Annotated in this window: 15 protein-coding genes; 8 read left to right on the forward strand and 7 right to left on the reverse strand. The window is 33.4% G+C overall.

Annotated features, from left to right (window positions below):
• Positions 1–17: 17 nt before the first annotated feature.
• Both EQG63_RS06210 and EQG63_RS06215 read right to left on the reverse strand, forming a co-directional pair.
• Complete coding sequence (locus EQG63_RS06210; protein WP_129435494.1) at positions 18–1073, reverse strand: AMP-binding protein; 1056 nt, start codon at positions 1071–1073, stop codon at positions 18–20.
• Entirely contained in the window at positions 1060–2007 is a 948-nt protein-coding gene (locus tag EQG63_RS06215) for a CPBP family intramembrane glutamic endopeptidase (RefSeq protein WP_129435495.1), read from the reverse strand. The genes EQG63_RS06210 and EQG63_RS06215 overlap by 14 nt, the downstream gene beginning before the upstream one ends.
• An 82-nt stretch (positions 2008–2089) precedes the next feature.
• On the opposite strand from EQG63_RS06215, the gene arsC reads away from it, so the two are divergent.
• Complete coding sequence (gene arsC / locus EQG63_RS06220; RefSeq protein ID WP_129435496.1) at positions 2090–2431, forward strand: arsenate reductase (glutaredoxin); 342 nt, start codon at positions 2090–2092, stop codon at positions 2429–2431.
• A gap of 70 nt (positions 2432–2501) precedes the next feature.
• Positions 2502–4976: an outer membrane beta-barrel family protein gene (locus tag EQG63_RS06225; protein WP_129435497.1), complete on the forward strand. Its 2475-nt coding sequence runs from the start codon at positions 2502–2504 to the stop codon at positions 4974–4976.
• A gap of 100 nt (positions 4977–5076) precedes the next feature.
• On the opposite strand, the gene EQG63_RS06230 is transcribed toward EQG63_RS06225, so the two are convergent.
• Together EQG63_RS06230 and corA are read right to left on the reverse strand one after the other, a co-directional pair.
• A complete protein-coding gene (locus EQG63_RS06230) occupies positions 5077–5244 on the reverse strand; it encodes a hypothetical protein (protein ID WP_129435498.1) in 168 nt (55 codons plus the stop codon).
• A 96-nt stretch (positions 5245–5340) separates the two neighbouring features.
• Positions 5341–6411 (reverse strand): magnesium/cobalt transporter CorA, encoded by a 1071-nt coding sequence (gene corA, locus EQG63_RS06235; RefSeq protein ID WP_129435499.1) that lies wholly within the window; start codon positions 6409–6411, stop codon positions 5341–5343.
• A gap of 126 nt (positions 6412–6537) precedes the next feature.
• Between corA and hutI the strand changes: the two genes are divergently transcribed.
• On the forward strand, positions 6538–7773 hold the full coding sequence (gene hutI / locus EQG63_RS06240; protein WP_129435500.1) for an imidazolonepropionase: 1236 nt from the start codon (positions 6538–6540) through the stop codon (positions 7771–7773).
• Here hutI and EQG63_RS06245 read toward each other — a convergent pair.
• Positions 7770–8432 carry an HAD family hydrolase gene (locus EQG63_RS06245; protein ID WP_129435501.1) on the reverse strand — a complete coding sequence of 221 codons (663 nt, stop codon included), beginning with the start codon at positions 8430–8432 and terminating at the stop codon, positions 7770–7772. The two genes, hutI and EQG63_RS06245, sit on opposite strands and share 4 nt — an antisense overlap.
• 98 nt (positions 8433–8530) lie before the next feature.
• On the opposite strand from EQG63_RS06245, the gene EQG63_RS06250 reads away from it, so the two are divergent.
• The 3 genes from EQG63_RS06250 to EQG63_RS06260 are packed head-to-tail and all read left to right on the forward strand — an operon-like array spanning position 8531 to position 10037.
• On the forward strand, positions 8531–9073 hold the full coding sequence (locus tag EQG63_RS06250; RefSeq protein ID WP_129435502.1) for an RNA polymerase sigma factor: 543 nt from the start codon (positions 8531–8533) through the stop codon (positions 9071–9073).
• A 33-nt stretch (positions 9074–9106) separates the two neighbouring features.
• Complete coding sequence (locus EQG63_RS06255; RefSeq protein ID WP_129435503.1) at positions 9107–9583, forward strand: hypothetical protein; 477 nt, start codon at positions 9107–9109, stop codon at positions 9581–9583.
• 1 nt (position 9584) lies between these two features.
• Positions 9585–10037 (forward strand): sensor of ECF-type sigma factor, encoded by a 453-nt coding sequence (locus tag EQG63_RS06260; RefSeq protein ID WP_129435504.1) that lies wholly within the window; start codon positions 9585–9587, stop codon positions 10035–10037.
• Here the strand turns inward: EQG63_RS06260 and EQG63_RS06265 are convergent, their stop codons facing one another.
• Entirely contained in the window at positions 10038–11090 is a 1053-nt protein-coding gene (locus EQG63_RS06265; RefSeq protein WP_129435505.1) for a WD40/YVTN/BNR-like repeat-containing protein, read from the reverse strand. It lies immediately after the preceding gene.
• 117 nt (positions 11091–11207) lie between these two features.
• Between EQG63_RS06265 and EQG63_RS06270 the strand changes: the two genes are divergently transcribed.
• Both EQG63_RS06270 and EQG63_RS06275 read left to right on the forward strand, forming a co-directional pair.
• Entirely contained in the window at positions 11208–13187 is a 1980-nt protein-coding gene (locus tag EQG63_RS06270) for a KUP/HAK/KT family potassium transporter (protein ID WP_129435506.1), read from the forward strand.
• Between the two features lie 2 nt (positions 13188–13189).
• Positions 13190–14053, forward strand: a complete 864-nt coding sequence (locus EQG63_RS06275; protein WP_129435507.1) for a bestrophin family protein — start codon at positions 13190–13192, stop codon at positions 14051–14053.
• A gap of 49 nt (positions 14054–14102) precedes the next feature.
• Here EQG63_RS06275 and EQG63_RS06280 read toward each other — a convergent pair whose 3' ends face one another.
• On the reverse strand, positions 14103–16088 hold the full coding sequence (locus EQG63_RS06280) for an endonuclease (RefSeq protein WP_129435508.1): 1986 nt from the start codon (positions 16086–16088) through the stop codon (positions 14103–14105).
• Positions 16089–16138: the final 50 nt, after the last annotated feature.

Consider the following 16138-nt stretch of genomic DNA (forward strand, 5'->3'; position numbering starts at 1 on the left):
AAAACAAAAAGAGCAACTTATGGTTGCTCTTTTTTATTAATACTTTTCAATATTTCCTTCCGCTTTATTTTTCCTGTTTCTGTCTGAAGAAATGTTGGAAGAAAATAAACCGATTTAGGCTTCTCATATTTATCAAGTGTTTCAAAAATAGTCTCAGGTAAAGCAAATTCGTCACCTTCAACAATCAAAACAACTTTTTCTCCTAACCTTGCATCGGCAATACCCGCTATAAAAAAACGAGAAGCAATACTATTGATCAATTTTTCTTCAATTTGTTCTGGAAAAAGTTTAATTCCACCACTGTTGATGACATTGTCAATTCTACCTTTCCATATGAATTGCTTTTCGGAAAGAATGTCAACCATATCATTCGTGACAATTTTTACCGAATTTAATTGTGGTGCGTCAATAACCAAGCAGCCTCTCTCATCAGTAGCAATGAAAACATTTGGCAAAACCGTAAATACCTTCTCTCCTATTTTTTTTAAAGCAATATGTGTCACCGTTTCGGTCATACTATAACTTTCATATACTTGACAAGAGGTTGTTTTTAATTGATTTTCCAGCACTTGGTTTACTTTAGCTCCACCAATTATCAATTGCTTGATTTGATTCAATTTTTGCAAAGAATTTTCAACCTGAAGTGGTACCATAGCCACAAAATCATAGTTTTTGAAATTGTATTCTAACGGATTTGATTTAGGTTCAACCAAATCAATTTCCAATCCCAAAACCAAAGCGCGAACCAACATCATTTTGCCAGCAATATATTTAACTGGTAAACAACACATTGCAGAGTTTCCTGCTAATAATTGTAAAAATTTACCTGTAGCAATAGCTGAATTAATCATTGCTAACTTATTAATTTTGATTATTTTAGGTTTTCCAGTTGTTCCTGAAGTTTGTACTTCTAAAGTATCCTTTTCATCGAGCCATTTGGATAGAAATTGGCCACATTCTTGTTCGTAGTCATAAAAGGAATCACAATAGGAATTAGCCAGAACAACTAATTCTACTTTGGAATAAGATTTTCCGTTTAATTTAAACGAAGGATGAATTTTATACTGAAACATCACTAACAATTGATGGGTTCTCAATCTTTCCAGTTAATTTTTCTTTCCAATCCGTCCAACCATATTTCTTAGCGAAAACATATAATAAAATTGGAAAAACCACTAATACAGGTAAAAATATTTCAAAACCTGCACTAGGATCGGAAACGTCTTTTAAAACTGAATGTGTTTGCAATGCTGACCATTCGGAAGTTACCAATAAAGCTGTGATAAGATTATTTGCCGCATGAAAGCCCAAAGCAAGCTCTAAACCCTCATCCATCAAGGTTAAAATTCCAAAAAATAAACCTGTTCCTATATAATACACCATGATAATACTTCCCATTTTTTCAACTTCGGGATTAAAATAGTGCAGACTTCCGAATAAGATTGAGGTAAGTAGTAACGGAAACCATTTGTTTTTAGCCAATAATCCGAATCCTTGCATTAAATAACCTCTAAAAATGAATTCTTCAGCACTGGTTTGAAGGGGTATCATTATTATTGCAATTAGCGCTAATATTAAAAAAGGTTGCCATTCAAAATTCCATTTAAAATCTTCTGGAGCAGCATAGTAACCGACAATAGTAACTATAATTTGAAAGATAGTCCAAACTGAAAAAGAAAAGAAAATACGTTTCCAATCCAACTTAAGTCTTGAGGTTAACATGTCTTTAAACTTCTGACTGTGTAACCGCTTTGTGATGAAAGGCATAGCAAAAAATACAACCGCAAAGGATAATAACATAAAAAATAACGTCGTGTTTTTACCTAAAATAGACATCATTTGCGTTTCATCGATATTATAAAAACTTTTACCTTCCGATTTCAATTTATAAATAATAGCTCCCATTAGAGGCAATTGCCCTATTGTGGATACAATTATTATCAATAATGTTCCAACAACATATTTCCAAAATTGATTCCCTTGAAAAAAAGCTTTTGATAAAAACATAGTTATCTCTTTAAGTTATTGCAATTAGTTATAAAACCTATAATTTTGTTACAAAATACAACAAATTCGATACATATAAAAAATGATTACAATCTACCATAACAACAGATGCTCCAAATCGAGAGAAGGGCTTTGTTTTCTTGAAGACAAAAAAGTTGATTTTCAAGTGATTAATTACATGGAAAACACTCCTACAGCTTCGGAATTAAAAGAGTTATTGAAAAAATTAAACATTCCGGCATTGGATTTGGTTCGTAAAAAAGAAGCTATCTGGATGGAACACTATAAAGGAAAAGAATTATCGGAAGACGAAATAATTCACGCTATGATTGAAAATCCCAAATTGATAGAAAGACCTATTATTGTTAATGGAGATAAGGCTGTAATTGCCAGACCTACTGAAAGAATCAATGAAATATTATAGTTTCATTTAACAATAATTTGGCAGAATTACCATTTCCAAAGATTTATTTTTGCGCTTTAAAGCAATTAACATGAATCTAATCACCAGACTTTTTTGTCTCTTTTTATTGTTGCCTACACTAACTTTTGGTCAACAAAAAGAAGCGGGAAAAAAAATTACAATCACTGGAAAAGTAATTGAAAAAACAACTTCACAACCTTTAGAATATGCAACAGTAACAGTAATAGGTGTCAATACCAACAAGCCCATTTCAGGTGCTGTGACTGATGCTAAAGGTGAATTTAGCATAGAAGTTTCTCCTGGAAACTTTATTATGAAATATGAATATATTTCGTTCAAAACAATTACTTCTCCTGAAAAAGCATTTTCCGAAAATACCAATTTAGGTATTATTTCCCTAAGTGATGATGCAAAAACGTTGGACGAAGTAGTAGTTCGCGCCGAAAAAACTGCGGTAGATATTAAACTTGACAAGAAAGTATATACTGTAGGTAAAGATCTTATGGTTCGAGGAGGTACAGTGAGCGATGTTTTAGACAACATTCCTTCTGTTTCAGTCGATGCCGAAGGGACTGTGGCGTTACGTGGTAATGAAAATGTTCGTATTCTTATTGATGGTAAACCTTCCAATATGGGAAATATTAATGATGCATTGAAACTTATCCCTGCCGAAACTATAGACAAAGTTGAAGTTGTAACCAATCCGTCGGCACGTTATGATGCTGAAGGAGGTGGCGGTATTTTAAACATTATATTGAAAAAAGGAAAAAATCAAGGTATTAATGGGACGTTTATTGTGTCTGCAGGTGAACCAAAAAACACGGGTGTTTCTGCTAATCTTAATTTTAAAGAAAAAAGTGCTAACTTTTTTACAACTCTTGGATACAACAACAGAAGTAATCCCGGAAATACAAAAATTGATCAGCAAATTTTTGATGAAAACCGAGTGCTTGAAAAATTTGTTAATGAGAGAAGAAATAACGACCGATTTGGTGAAGGAATTACTGCTAATTTCGGAATCGAACTTTTATTAGACAATTCTACTTCATGGACCAATTCTATGAATTTCCGAACCAATGAAGGAGGAAATATCGAAAATGTTCTATATTATAACTACGATGCTAATCGCCAGTATCAAGAAACTACAAAACGTTACAACAATTTAATATCGGATAGTAAAAACATTGAATATGCGTCAAACTTCGTGAAAAACTTTAAAAAAGATGGACATAAGTTAACGGCTGATTATTCTGTATCCTCGAATAACGATAAAGATTATTCCTATATAACAGGAACTCGAGTTGATGATAATGCCTTTATAACTTCGGAGAGAACTCGTAAAAATGACAAGCAATTGCGAAACTTATTTCAAATGGATTATGTATTGCCAATTGGAAAAGATTCAAGATTAGAAGCGGGTTTCAGAGGTAATTATGTAAAAACAGTAGCCGATTATCAAGTGGAAGAACAAAAAACTCTTTCAGCACCCTATACAAATATTGATAGATTCACCAATATTTTAGAATACAATGAAAATGTGACGGCAGCTTACAGTCAATTTGGATCAAAAATCAATAAGTTTTCTTATTTATTAGGATTACGATTTGAAGATTCTAAAATTGACGTAAACCAATTGACTTCAAACATTTTTAAAACTAAAAAGTACAGCAATTGGTTTCCAAGTGCCTTTTTAACTTATGAAATTACTAATCAAAGTAGTGTGGCAATAAACTATAGCAAACGAATTTCTAGACCAAGAGATCGTTTTATTAATCCATTTGCTTCTTACACCAGTAATATTAACCTATTTAGAGGAAATCCTGACATCAATCCGTCTTTAACAGATGCCTATGATATTGGATATTTAAAACGATGGGATAAATTAACCTTAAATACTTCTTTTTACTACAACCATACTATTGGTTCATTCGAGCAAGTAAAAAAAGAAACCGGAGAAAAAATCAACGGAATTCCAGTAGTAGAAACCACTTTTTTCAACCTTGGAGAAAACGATAGATTAGGGTTTGAGTTTACCTTAAACTACAATTTCAAAAAATGGTGGAAACTAAACGGTAACTTCAACTTCTTCAATAGTAAAAACAATGGAGAGTATAGTTATATTGATACCAATAATCAAACTATCACTCAAAATTTTGATAGAAAAGCTACCTCATGGTCAAGTCGAATTACTTCTAAAGTTACGTTACCTTATAAAATTGAATGGCAAACTAATGCCACTTATAATGCGGCCCAAAAAACGGCACAAGGGACTAATAAAGGAATCGCAGCGGCTAATTTATCTTTCAGTAAAGATGTGCTAAAAGATATGGGAACAGTTGCTTTTAATGTGAACGACGTTTTCAATTCTCGTAAAAGAATTCAAGATACTGAGCTTCCGAGAGTAATTTCACATAGTGAAATGCAATGGAGAAGACGTAGTATTACCTTTTCGTTTACGTACCGTTTCAACAAAAAGAAAACTGATAGAGAAAAAGATAACAAACCACGTCAAAATGACAATGGTGATGATATGATTGGAGGGTAATTGGCTTTAACAATTTTGGTAACAGATGTTATCGAAATCACCAAGGAACATAAAAAAAGTCCCGATAATTCGGGACTTTTTATTTTAAAAACAATAGGTTTTATTGTTCTGCGGCTCTTTTATTAGCTCTTTTCTCTTTGAAATTTTCCCACAAAGCACCACCTATCCAGTAGAATACGAAGTGAACAAGAAAAATCATTAACCAAAATCCCATTGTTAGGATAGTTAAGAAAAGTAAGAAACCTAAATACTGTTGAAATTCAAACATGTTTTCCGGAATTTTTGAATACCTTACAAATGTAAAAGTATTATTTGGTTTACCCAATAATAATTATAAATTTATTTTACCAAGCTAAAGTCCTGATTAATACCATTTTTTCCATTTAAAATAGTAAATCATCCCCATAAGTAGGAAAAACATAAATCCTAAAAGGGCAAAATAACCATATTTCCAATGCAATTCTGGCATATTATCAAAATTCATTCCGTACACGCCCACTATAAAAGTTAAAGGCATAAAAAACACTGAAACTACTGTTAGTGTTTTCATTACTTCATTCATTTTGTGATTTTGAGAGGAAAAGTAAAAATTGGAAGCACTTTCTAAAGAAGTCAAATCGTATTCAATCTGTTCCAAAAGTTCTAAACTCTTTTGATGCAAGCGATCAAAAAAACTGTAATTGTCTTTTTCTATCGAATTAAACACATTGTCTTCTTTCATACTTTTAATAGAATACAACGAATCCCGAAGTGGAATAATCGAACGTTTTAAAAAGTTGAAGTTGTCTCTGTGTTTCTCAATTTGCTCTAAAACAATTGGCTTAGTTGTTGTTTTTGAAAGATTAATTAAGGCTTCTACTTTATCTTCTTCAGCTTCAATGGTGATGTAAAAATTTTCCATTACCGCATCCAATAAAAGATACAATAAATAATCAACTTTTTTTTCTCGAACTATTCCAGAGTGCGTTCTCATACGCTCTCGAATATGAGTAAAAAAGTCACTTCTTTTTTCTTGGAACGAAGTCAAAATTCCATCTTTCAGTAAAAATGAGATTTGCTCCATATTGATATTATCGGAGTTTTCGATTGGAAGTATCGACTTAATGCTGAAAAATAAAACATCGTGATACTCGTCAAGTTTTGTTCTTTTTATGGTGTTTAAAATATCTCCCAACATAAAAGTATCAACTTTCAGAAAATCTCCTACTTGCGAAAGTACTTCTGTATTATTTAAGCCGTGAAGGTTTAACCAGTTTTGCTTTTTGTAATTGACATTACTTAATATTTCTCCAAAATATCCATCCGAACATTCTGTTAAATCCTCATTGTCATACACAAACAATTGCATCTGTGTGGCTACCTCTTTATGAACGCCAGTATATTCCAAAAAAGTTGGCACTACCTTCTTTCCTTTTTTATATTTTATTTTTCGCACACGAATTTAATTTAAGAGTAATATTACAAAAGAATCAACACATTTTTGCAAAAAAAATAGCAAAATAACATCTTAGCGCTTTCCTGAATTAAATAAGTAATAGTATTTTTACCCAAAATATTTGGCATGAAAACCTTACTCATCAATATCAAAGAATTACTTCAAGTTAGAGAATTAGCGATCTCTAAAGTTTCGGGTGCCGAAATGGCAATACTTCCAAAGATTGACAATGCCTATTTATTGATTGAAGATGATGTAATTGCTGATTTTGGAACGATGGTCAATTGCCCGAATATTCCCGTAGACAAAACCATTGATGCCACAGGTAAAACCGTTTTGCCAGCTTGGTGTGACAGCCATACCCATATTGTGTATGCTGGAAATCGCGAACAAGAATTTGTAGATCGAATTAACGGATTAACCTATGAAGAAATTGCAAATCGTGGCGGTGGTATTCTAAATTCGGCTAAAAAATTAAATGAAACTTCCGAAGAGGAAATTTACAATCAATCGAAAGTACGCTTAGAAGAAGTGATGCAACAAGGAACGGGTGCTGTAGAAGTTAAATCGGGTTACGGTTTGACCGTTGATGGTGAACTTAAAATGCTTCGCGTCATCAAACGATTGGCGCAAAATTATCCTATAGCCATCAAAGCAACTTTCTTGGGGGCTCACGCCTTCCCTACCGAATATAAAGAAAATCACGCCGCCTATATTGATGTAATCATCAACGAAATGCTGCCTAAAATCGCCGAAGAAAATTTAGCCGATTATATTGATGCCTTTCTGGAAACGGGTTATTTCTCTGTAGAAGAAACCGAACGTATCATGGAAGCCGGTAAAAAACACGGTTTGATTGCTAAAATTCATGTCAACCAATTTACTGCTATCAACGGAATTGCAGCTTGCGTAAAGCATGAGGCCTTAAGTGTTGATCATCTTGAAATTGTAACAGATGAAGACATTGAAGTCTTAAAAAACACCAATACCATTCCTGTTGCCTTACCGAGTTGTTCCTATTTTATAAGCATTCCGTATACTCCTGCTCGTAAAATGATAGCTGCAGGATTGCCTTTAGCGCTTGCTACCGACTTTAATCCAGGTACTACTCCTTCAGGAAATATGAATTTTGTGGTGGCTACGGCTTGTATCAAAATGAAGATGACCCCCGAAGAAGCTATAAATGCTGCCACAATTAATGGAGCCTATGCCATGGGACTTTCGCAAACTCACGGAAGTATAACCAAAGGAAAAAAAGCAAATATGATCATTACCAAACCGCTTACCTCCTACTACCAATTGCCGTATGCTTTTGGAAGTAATTTGATCGAAACAGTATTAATTAATGGAGTTGAAGTTTAATTTTCTTTGATTTTTTGAACTTTTTCAGCATTTATTTCACTAAAATGCTGAATCACCATATCGGCTAATGATAAATCTTGGTGTTTTGAATTAGCGCTGTCATAGCCAATGCAAAAAATACCTGCTGCGTTAGAAGCCAAAATCCCGTTCGTACTGTCTTCAATAACCACACATTCGTCTTTTGTGTTTGCTGACAATGAGGCCGCATGCAAAAAAATGGTCGGATGTGGTTTTGATTTTGGAAAATCTTCACCACTTACTTTGTAGTTAAAGTATTGGTTTAAGTTAAATCGATTAAATACTCTATTTATTGTACTGTTAGAGGCAGAAGAAGCCACAATTAATTGCATTCCGTTTTGATGGAAATCTTGAATCAAATGCAACACGCCCTCAATTAGTTCCAAATCGGGTTTGGTATCAAAAGCTTCGTTAAACAAATGGCGTTTGCGAAGAATTAAATCTTCAACATCTTCTTTTAAACCAAATGTTTCTTTCAATTTTTGAAACACATTCCGAGTTGAATTTCCGGTGAACGTAGCATACATCTCATCCGAAACTTCAATGTTTAATTCTTTAAAATGTTGATGGTAGGCAAATTTATGAACCGGCTCAGTATCTACAATTACGCCGTCCATATCAAAAATTACAGTTTTTATCATTGTTTACATTTCAAGTTTCAAAGATACTAAAGTGAAAAAATTTTACCTCCAATTAAACCTTTTTAAATATCTTTAGTCCTACAAGCAAAACCAGACCATTGCAGGACGAAAAAGTATTTATAACCGAATTATTAGATCCGAAAACGCAAAACGAAGCGTTTCGAAAATTGGTGCGCGATTACCAGCGTCCGTTATATGCTCATATTCGGAATATGGTTATAAATCATGACGATACTGATGATGTCTTGCAAAATACATTTGTAAAAGTATTTCAAAATCTTAAAAATTTCAAAGGAGAAAGCAAATTGTATTCATGGGTGTATCGAATTGCCACCAATGAGGCCATTACTTTTATCAATACGAGAGCTAAAAAAAGTGGTATTTCCAGCGAAGAATTAAAAGATAAAATGATTAATAACTTGCAGGCTGATGTCGATTATGATGGTGATGCCATTCAGTTAAAATTACAAAAAGCAGTAGCTACTTTGCCTGAAAAACAGCAACTTGTTTTTAAAATGAAATATTTTCAGGAGTTAAAATACGAAGAGATAAGTGAGATCTTAGAAACTTCTGTGGGTGGATTAAAAGCTTCGTATTTCCATGCCGTTAAAAAAATTGAAGAATATTTACATTCCAATTAAACCTTTTAGAAGTAATTTTGTCTAATCAATACTATGAAAAATTTCGATTTACATAACGATACAAAAATTCCGACAGGATTTAAAATTCCAGAGAATTATTTTGATTCTTTAGAAGAAAGAGTCATGCAACGTATTTCTTTTGATGAAAATAAAATAGCAACCGGTTTTAAAGTTCCCGATCAATATTTTGATTCTTTGGAAGAAAAAGTAATGCAAAAGCTTCCATTGGAAACAAAAGAAGTAAAAGTAATATCCTTATGGCAACGAAAATCGGTTTGGATATCAAGTATAGCGGCTGTATTTTTAATTTCATTAGGGACTTTGTACTTTTTTAATCAACAAGATAGTACTGATTTGACAATCTCAAGCGATTATTTAGCTTATCAAAGTGACATTACCACCGAAGATATTGCCTTGCAATTAACGGATGAAGATATCACAGCACTTGAAAGTGAATTGACAACATTTGATAGTGAAACCGAAACTTACATTAATGATTATTTGAATTAAGATGCGAAAAATATACTCTATACTCCTACTTTTTGTAACGGTTCTTGCTTTTGGTCAGGATAAGGATGACCGTTTTGAACGTATAAAAGCGCTTCGTGTGGCCTATATTTCCGAAAAGTTAAATTTAACGACTGAAGAAGCACAACGTTTCTGGCCTGTTTTTAATCAGTTTGATGATAAAATGGAGGGTTTTCACAAGCAAAAACGCCAATTAATGTTTAAACTTCGTCCGGAAAACGCTTCCAGATTATCGGAAAAAGAAACGACTATGCTTATGGATGAAGATGATAGATTGGAAGAAGAAATTCAAAACAATCGCCGGCAATTAGTCAAAAATTTGCAAGGCGTGATTCCGAATCAAAAGATTTTAATGCTTCGTAAAATTGAAGTTGAATTCAAACAAAAGCTGTTAAACCAAATGAAAAATCGTCGAGAAGAAAGAATGAGAAGGTAATTACTTCAAGTGAATACTTACAATTCTGTTTTTACCCGAAGCCACCACAGTTTTTTCATCTACAAATCGAAAAGCGATAAAATCTTTGTCTGGTGCTAATTGTGTCCAACTTTTAGCACTGTCATTGGAATAAAAAATACCGTTAGCTCCCATTTCTAAAAGGCATTTCCCTTTCGATTTTGGAACAAATTGTATACAAGAAGCATAGCCAAAGCCTTGGTTTTCTGCCATCAATTGCCAGGTCTTTCCACCATCTTTTGTAATCGCCTTATTCGTATTATTTTGTTGCGGCTTTTCATAATCACCACCTGCAATAATCCCAATGCGCTCGTTATAAAAATCGGCTGTAAAAGCACCAGTCATAGCACTTCCTTGTACAATTGGTGTTTCAAAAGTTTGCCAAGTTTTTCCTTTATCTTTAGAAGTATATACTCTTGATTTTTTTCCACCAGAAACCATTATCAAAGTGTTGTTTCTATACATTATATTGGTATTACTAGCAGCAAAAAATGCTTCTCCTTCATCAAAATTAGGCAAATTTGAACACGAAAGTTTTCGCCAAGTATCACCACCATTATTCGTAATCACTATTGAGGGACAGTTTTCGGTAGGATCACCAATCACAATACCTTCATTATCGTTCATAAAAAGCATACTATCATAAAATACTTTTTCGTGCTTTTCTTCATAAACCAATTCTATTTTGCCTAAATCCTTATCTATCTTATAAATCAAACCTGGATTAGCTACACTAGCAACAAAAACAGCATTTGGAGTTTGTGCAATACTTCTGAAATCAATTTTTAAATCTACATTTCCAACCTCTATAATTTTGTGTTCTTTCGTTGTTAAATTAACAAACCCAAATTTATTTCCAGTGGCGCCAAACCACACTTTGTTACCATCAACTAAAAGTGCACGACTACTCATTTTTTGGTTTAAAAGAGTATCGATTTCAATTTTGGAATAGTTAAAAGAATCTACTGTTTTTTTACTTGAAGAACAAGAAATCATAAAAAGTAGTAAAAATGATAGCATTACTATTTTTCTCATTATTTGTAAATTATTAATAATCAGCATTTTGATTTATTTTGTATGTAAATATTGCATAAAAATACGAAGTATTACATTTAATTATTTTAATTTTGATTCTTTATTTATACTTTCAATATGAGCGCATCGCATCATCAAGACATTCACAACAAATATACGCTTGGCGGAATTCTTGTAACACTAGGAATTATTTTTGGTGACATTGGTACTTCACCATTATATGTAATGAAAGCTATTATTGGTACTCATGCCATTGAGACCGACGTAGTGTTGGGGGGAATTTCAGCCATTTTTTGGACCCTAACGCTTCAAACCACAATGAAATATGTAATCATGACTTTATCAGCCGATAATCATGGTGAAGGAGGTATTTTTGCTTTATATGCTCTTGTGAAAAGAACCAAAGTAAAATGGTTAATTATCCCCGCAATTATAGGAGGTTCGGCACTTTTAGCTGATGGAATTATTACCCCTCCAATTTCGGTGTCTTCAGCAGTTGAAGGAGTTAAGATTTATTTTCCTGAACTTAATACAGTGCCTATCGTAATTGCGATTTTATGTATTTTATTTATCATACAACAATTTGGAACGAGCTTAGTTGGTAAATTCTTTGCGCCAATGATGATGATTTGGTTCGGAATGTTAGCGGTACTGGGTGCTATTCAGATTACTCATAATATGGAGGTTTTAAATGCTGTAAATCCATATTATGCCATTCATTTATTAAAAATTCATCCGGAAGGATTTTATGTATTAGGTTTTGTCTTTTTATGTACAACAGGTGCCGAGGCTTTATATTCGGATATGGGACATTGTGGTCGTAAAAACATTCGAATCAGTTGGATTTTTGTGAAAATTGCATTGCTTTTGAATTATTTCGGACAAGGTTCGTATTTAATCAAACATCAAGGAGAAACACTTTCGAGTATCAATCCACACAATGTAAATCCGTTTTATTTAATGATGGCCGATTGGTTTCAACCGTTCGGAATTGTAATTGCAACAATGGCGGCGGTTATCGCTTCTCAAGCCTTAATCTCTGGTTCCTTTACCTTAATCAATGAGGCAATGCGATTAAATTTCTGGCCAAAAGTAAAAATCAAATACCCAACAGAACTAAAAGGACAACTTTATATTCCATCGATCAACTGGTTGCTTTTAGCAGGTTGTATTGGAATTGTATTATACTTTGAAGAATCCAGTAAAATGGAAGCGGCTTACGGTTTAGCAATTGTTCTTTGTATGATTATGACCACATTACTTTTAATGTATTACATGGTTATGAAAAGACTTGCTGCCTATATCATCATACCAGTTATTTTACTTTATTTGGTAATAGAATTTAGTTTCTTAATTGCATGCTTGGATAAATTTATGCACGGTGGTTATGTGACATTAATTATAGCTGCTATTTTAATTAGTATAATGGCCATATGGTTCAAAGCCAAACAAATTGGAAAAGCCTATACCAAATTTGTCAAAATTGATAACTACAAAAAAGTATTGGCTGAATTAAGTGTTGACTTGTCAATCCCGAAATACGCTACGCACTTAGTATACATGACCAATGCAGGTCGTGTGGATGAAATTGAAGAAAAAGTAATGTATTCTATTCTTCAAAAAAGACCTAAACGTGCCGATTTATATTGGTTCATTCACGTAAATGTATTGAGTGAGCCCTATAAAAAAGAATACAAGGTAACCGAAATTATTAAAGATGATTTGTACAGAATTGATTTTAATCTTGGTTTTAGAGAGCCAACAAAAATCAATTTAATGTTCAAAGAAGTAATCAAGGATATGGTGAAAAACGGAGAAGTTGACATCACCAGCCGTTACGAATCTTTGAGTAAAAATAATATTTTGGGAGATTTCAAATTTGTACTTTCAGAAAAATATTTATCCAACGATAGCTTCATGCATTTCTATGAAAAAGTGGTGATGAATACTTATTTCTTCTTTAAGAAATTCTCTTTATCTGAAGAAAAAGCATTCGGTCTAGATAGTGGCTCGGTAAAAATTGAAAAATTCCCGATGGTACTTCACGCCCCAGAAAAAATTGAAATGATTCGTGTTTATAAAGAAAAAGAGGTTTAAATATGATTTCCTACAATCCAAAAGATTGGTTTGCCTTTATCTTCAGATTCCACAAAGCGGATACTTTTAGGCAATTATTACCGGTAATCATCTGTATTGGGATTTACACTGGAATTATTGCTTTTTTAGAAATTGAATATTTTAAATTATCCGAAAACCATCATTTAAAAAACATCACTATCATGCATAGCATGTTGGGTTTTGTGATTTCATTGTTATTGGTTTTTAGAACAAATACAGCCTATGACCGTTGGTGGGAAGGCAGAAAGCAATGGGGAGCCTTAGTGAACAACAGTCGGAATTTAGCGGTAAAACTTTCCGCCATTTTACTTGAAAAAGAGGATAAAATATTCTTCCGAAAAACCATTCCCAGCTTTGCTCAAGCATTGAGTTTACATTTGAAAGATGAAAAAATAAGCCACGAACTTTTTGAAGAATTTAATATTAATGTTGCGCATAAAAAACACAAACCCAATCAGCTGGTAAAATTAATGTCGAAAAAACTTTTTGAGTTGAAACGACAAAACAAACTTACCGATGAAAACTTGCTGTACATCAATCCTGAAATGACGTCTTTCTTGGATATTTGTGGTGCATGCGAGCGAATAAAAAACACGCCTATCCCCTATTCTTATAGTGTTTTCCTTAAAAAATTCATCTTTTTTTATGTGATGACACTTCCATTCGGTTATGTATTTAGTCTAGGCTACTACACTATTCCTGTGGTTATTTTTATTTTCTATGTATTGGCAAGTTTAGAATTGATTGCGGAAGAAATTGAAGAGCCTTTTGGAAATGATGAGAATGATCTTCCAACCCAAAGAATGGCAGAAAACATTAAGAAAAACATTGAAGAAATATTATAAAACAAAAAAGTCCCAGAATGTGGGACTTTTTTATTTGTGTATTTTACAACTATCGAATCACTAATTTCTTCGTCACTGATTTATTGCCTTCAGTAATTTTAACTAAATACACTCCAGCCGCTAAATCTAAATCCAATCTTGAATCGTTCTCGTATTTGGTTTCCACTATTTTTTGTCCTGTGATTGCCTGTACTTCAACAGTAGCCGTTTCAAACAATCCAGAAATGCGAATTGAACCATTTGATGGGTTAGGATACATTACGACATTTAGTTTGTCGAAGCTTTGCGTTGCTAAAGCAGCATTCCAAGTTTGTCCGTATTGAGATCCAAAAACATAATCAGCAAGTATCGGATAATCAACAAAGGGATTTCTATTCTTTTGCCAATTATAAACGACTTTATTGTGATTCATTTCAAAATCATCAGAAGGATCAAGTACGTTCCAATTTAAAAGTGTCGCTAAATCTCCAATATAACCTGTTGGTGTTTCAGAAGGAAAACCATTCACTACATTTAACCCATTATATCGCACCGCCATATAGAAAATAGCTCTGGCAACATCACCACGCCAACTCCCTACATTTCCTAATGGTCCGTTGTAATCATCAGTTCCTGCATCTACTCCATAATTTTTATTATTTCTAGAAGAATTTTCTGGACTATCTTCTGATCTAATATGATGACCATCTGCACCTCCGGCTTCAATATCATTAGCATCCGTTGGTGTCCAAACGTCTATTCCGTCATTTGGAGCACTTGTATCTAAATTGAATGCTCCTCTTGATTGACAATAAATGTGTTCTCTGTTCCAAAACCCTGTAGCACCACTAGTTCCTGTTTGTTGGTTTAATTTTGAACTTGTGTGTTCTACATACATCAACCAAACATCACTACTATTTTGTGGATTGGAATCGGCTTCCCTAAGCATTTCCCACACATCTGCATAAGTATGTTCTCTAACCACAGCTGGATTAGCAATAATATCCTGAATCGCTTGTTTTAATTGAGCTCCTGACTTTCCTTCCAAAGAATCATAATATCCTACTGGAATATTTTTAGGGCACAATCCATATGTTGGTGCAATTGGTGTTCCCCATGGCTGAACGATATAATCGTTATCATGCACTCGAATTTCAATATTATTATTCGTTAAGGAATATGTTGCCGGTACTGCTGCAATTGTTAATTTTAATACTTCATCACCTTCATTACTGGTATCATCAACTAGCGTATAATTTACTATAACATTTGAAGAACCAACAGGTATGGTGGCTGTTAGCACTCCAGTATAATCACCCGTGGTAAAAGTACCATTAGCTAATGTGTAATTTAAAACTAGATTACTTCCTGTTACGGGAGTTTGTGTTGAAAAAGTAATTGTAAAAGGATTAGGTTCACTTAATTCTGAAGCAGAAAAGGCAACTGAAATAGCATTGGCAATCGTTCCTGATCCATCATTAGGTACGTCTGGAGTTGGAGTTTTGGTTTCATAAGTCCCATCCTCTTTTCTTTGAATTGAATTTACAGTACTTGGACTACCAGTACTAATTTGCTCATCGTACGAAATCGTTTCACCAAATGCAGCCATTAATCCAGTAGCTGGAGTCGCATCGTTTGTTTCATAAATTAATGCATCCACTAAAATACCTCCAAGTCCTGTAATTTGAGCGGGTGTTTTTCCGTTTGTAGGTGCAGTATTCAATTGATAAATAGCGACACCATCAGGTCCGTTTTCGATAAAATTATTGGGTGCTATTCTATCTGGAGAAGGAGAAACAGCAACACTACCTAAGGTAGCAATTCCATTCACATCTGTTATCATGCCATCCAAATCAAATGTTTGGTAACTTAAGCCAGTTCCTTCATTAAAGAAAATTAAAACATACCCATCCAAAGAGGAATTAGGGGTCATCGTTCTAAATTCAATAAATTCTAAAGCATCAGTTCCAGGTGTATCACAGTCAAGCTCATTAATATAAACCTGTGAAAAGGAAACATTACAAAACAGTAATAAGAAAAGTATTTTTTTAATCATAATAACTAAATTTGGGGGGTGCAATATAGCCAAATTGTAATATGAAAAAC

It is taken from the genome of Flavobacterium amnicola, assembly GCF_004122165.1.
GTDB classification, from domain to species: Bacteria; Bacteroidota; Bacteroidia; order Flavobacteriales; family Flavobacteriaceae; genus Flavobacterium; species Flavobacterium amnicola.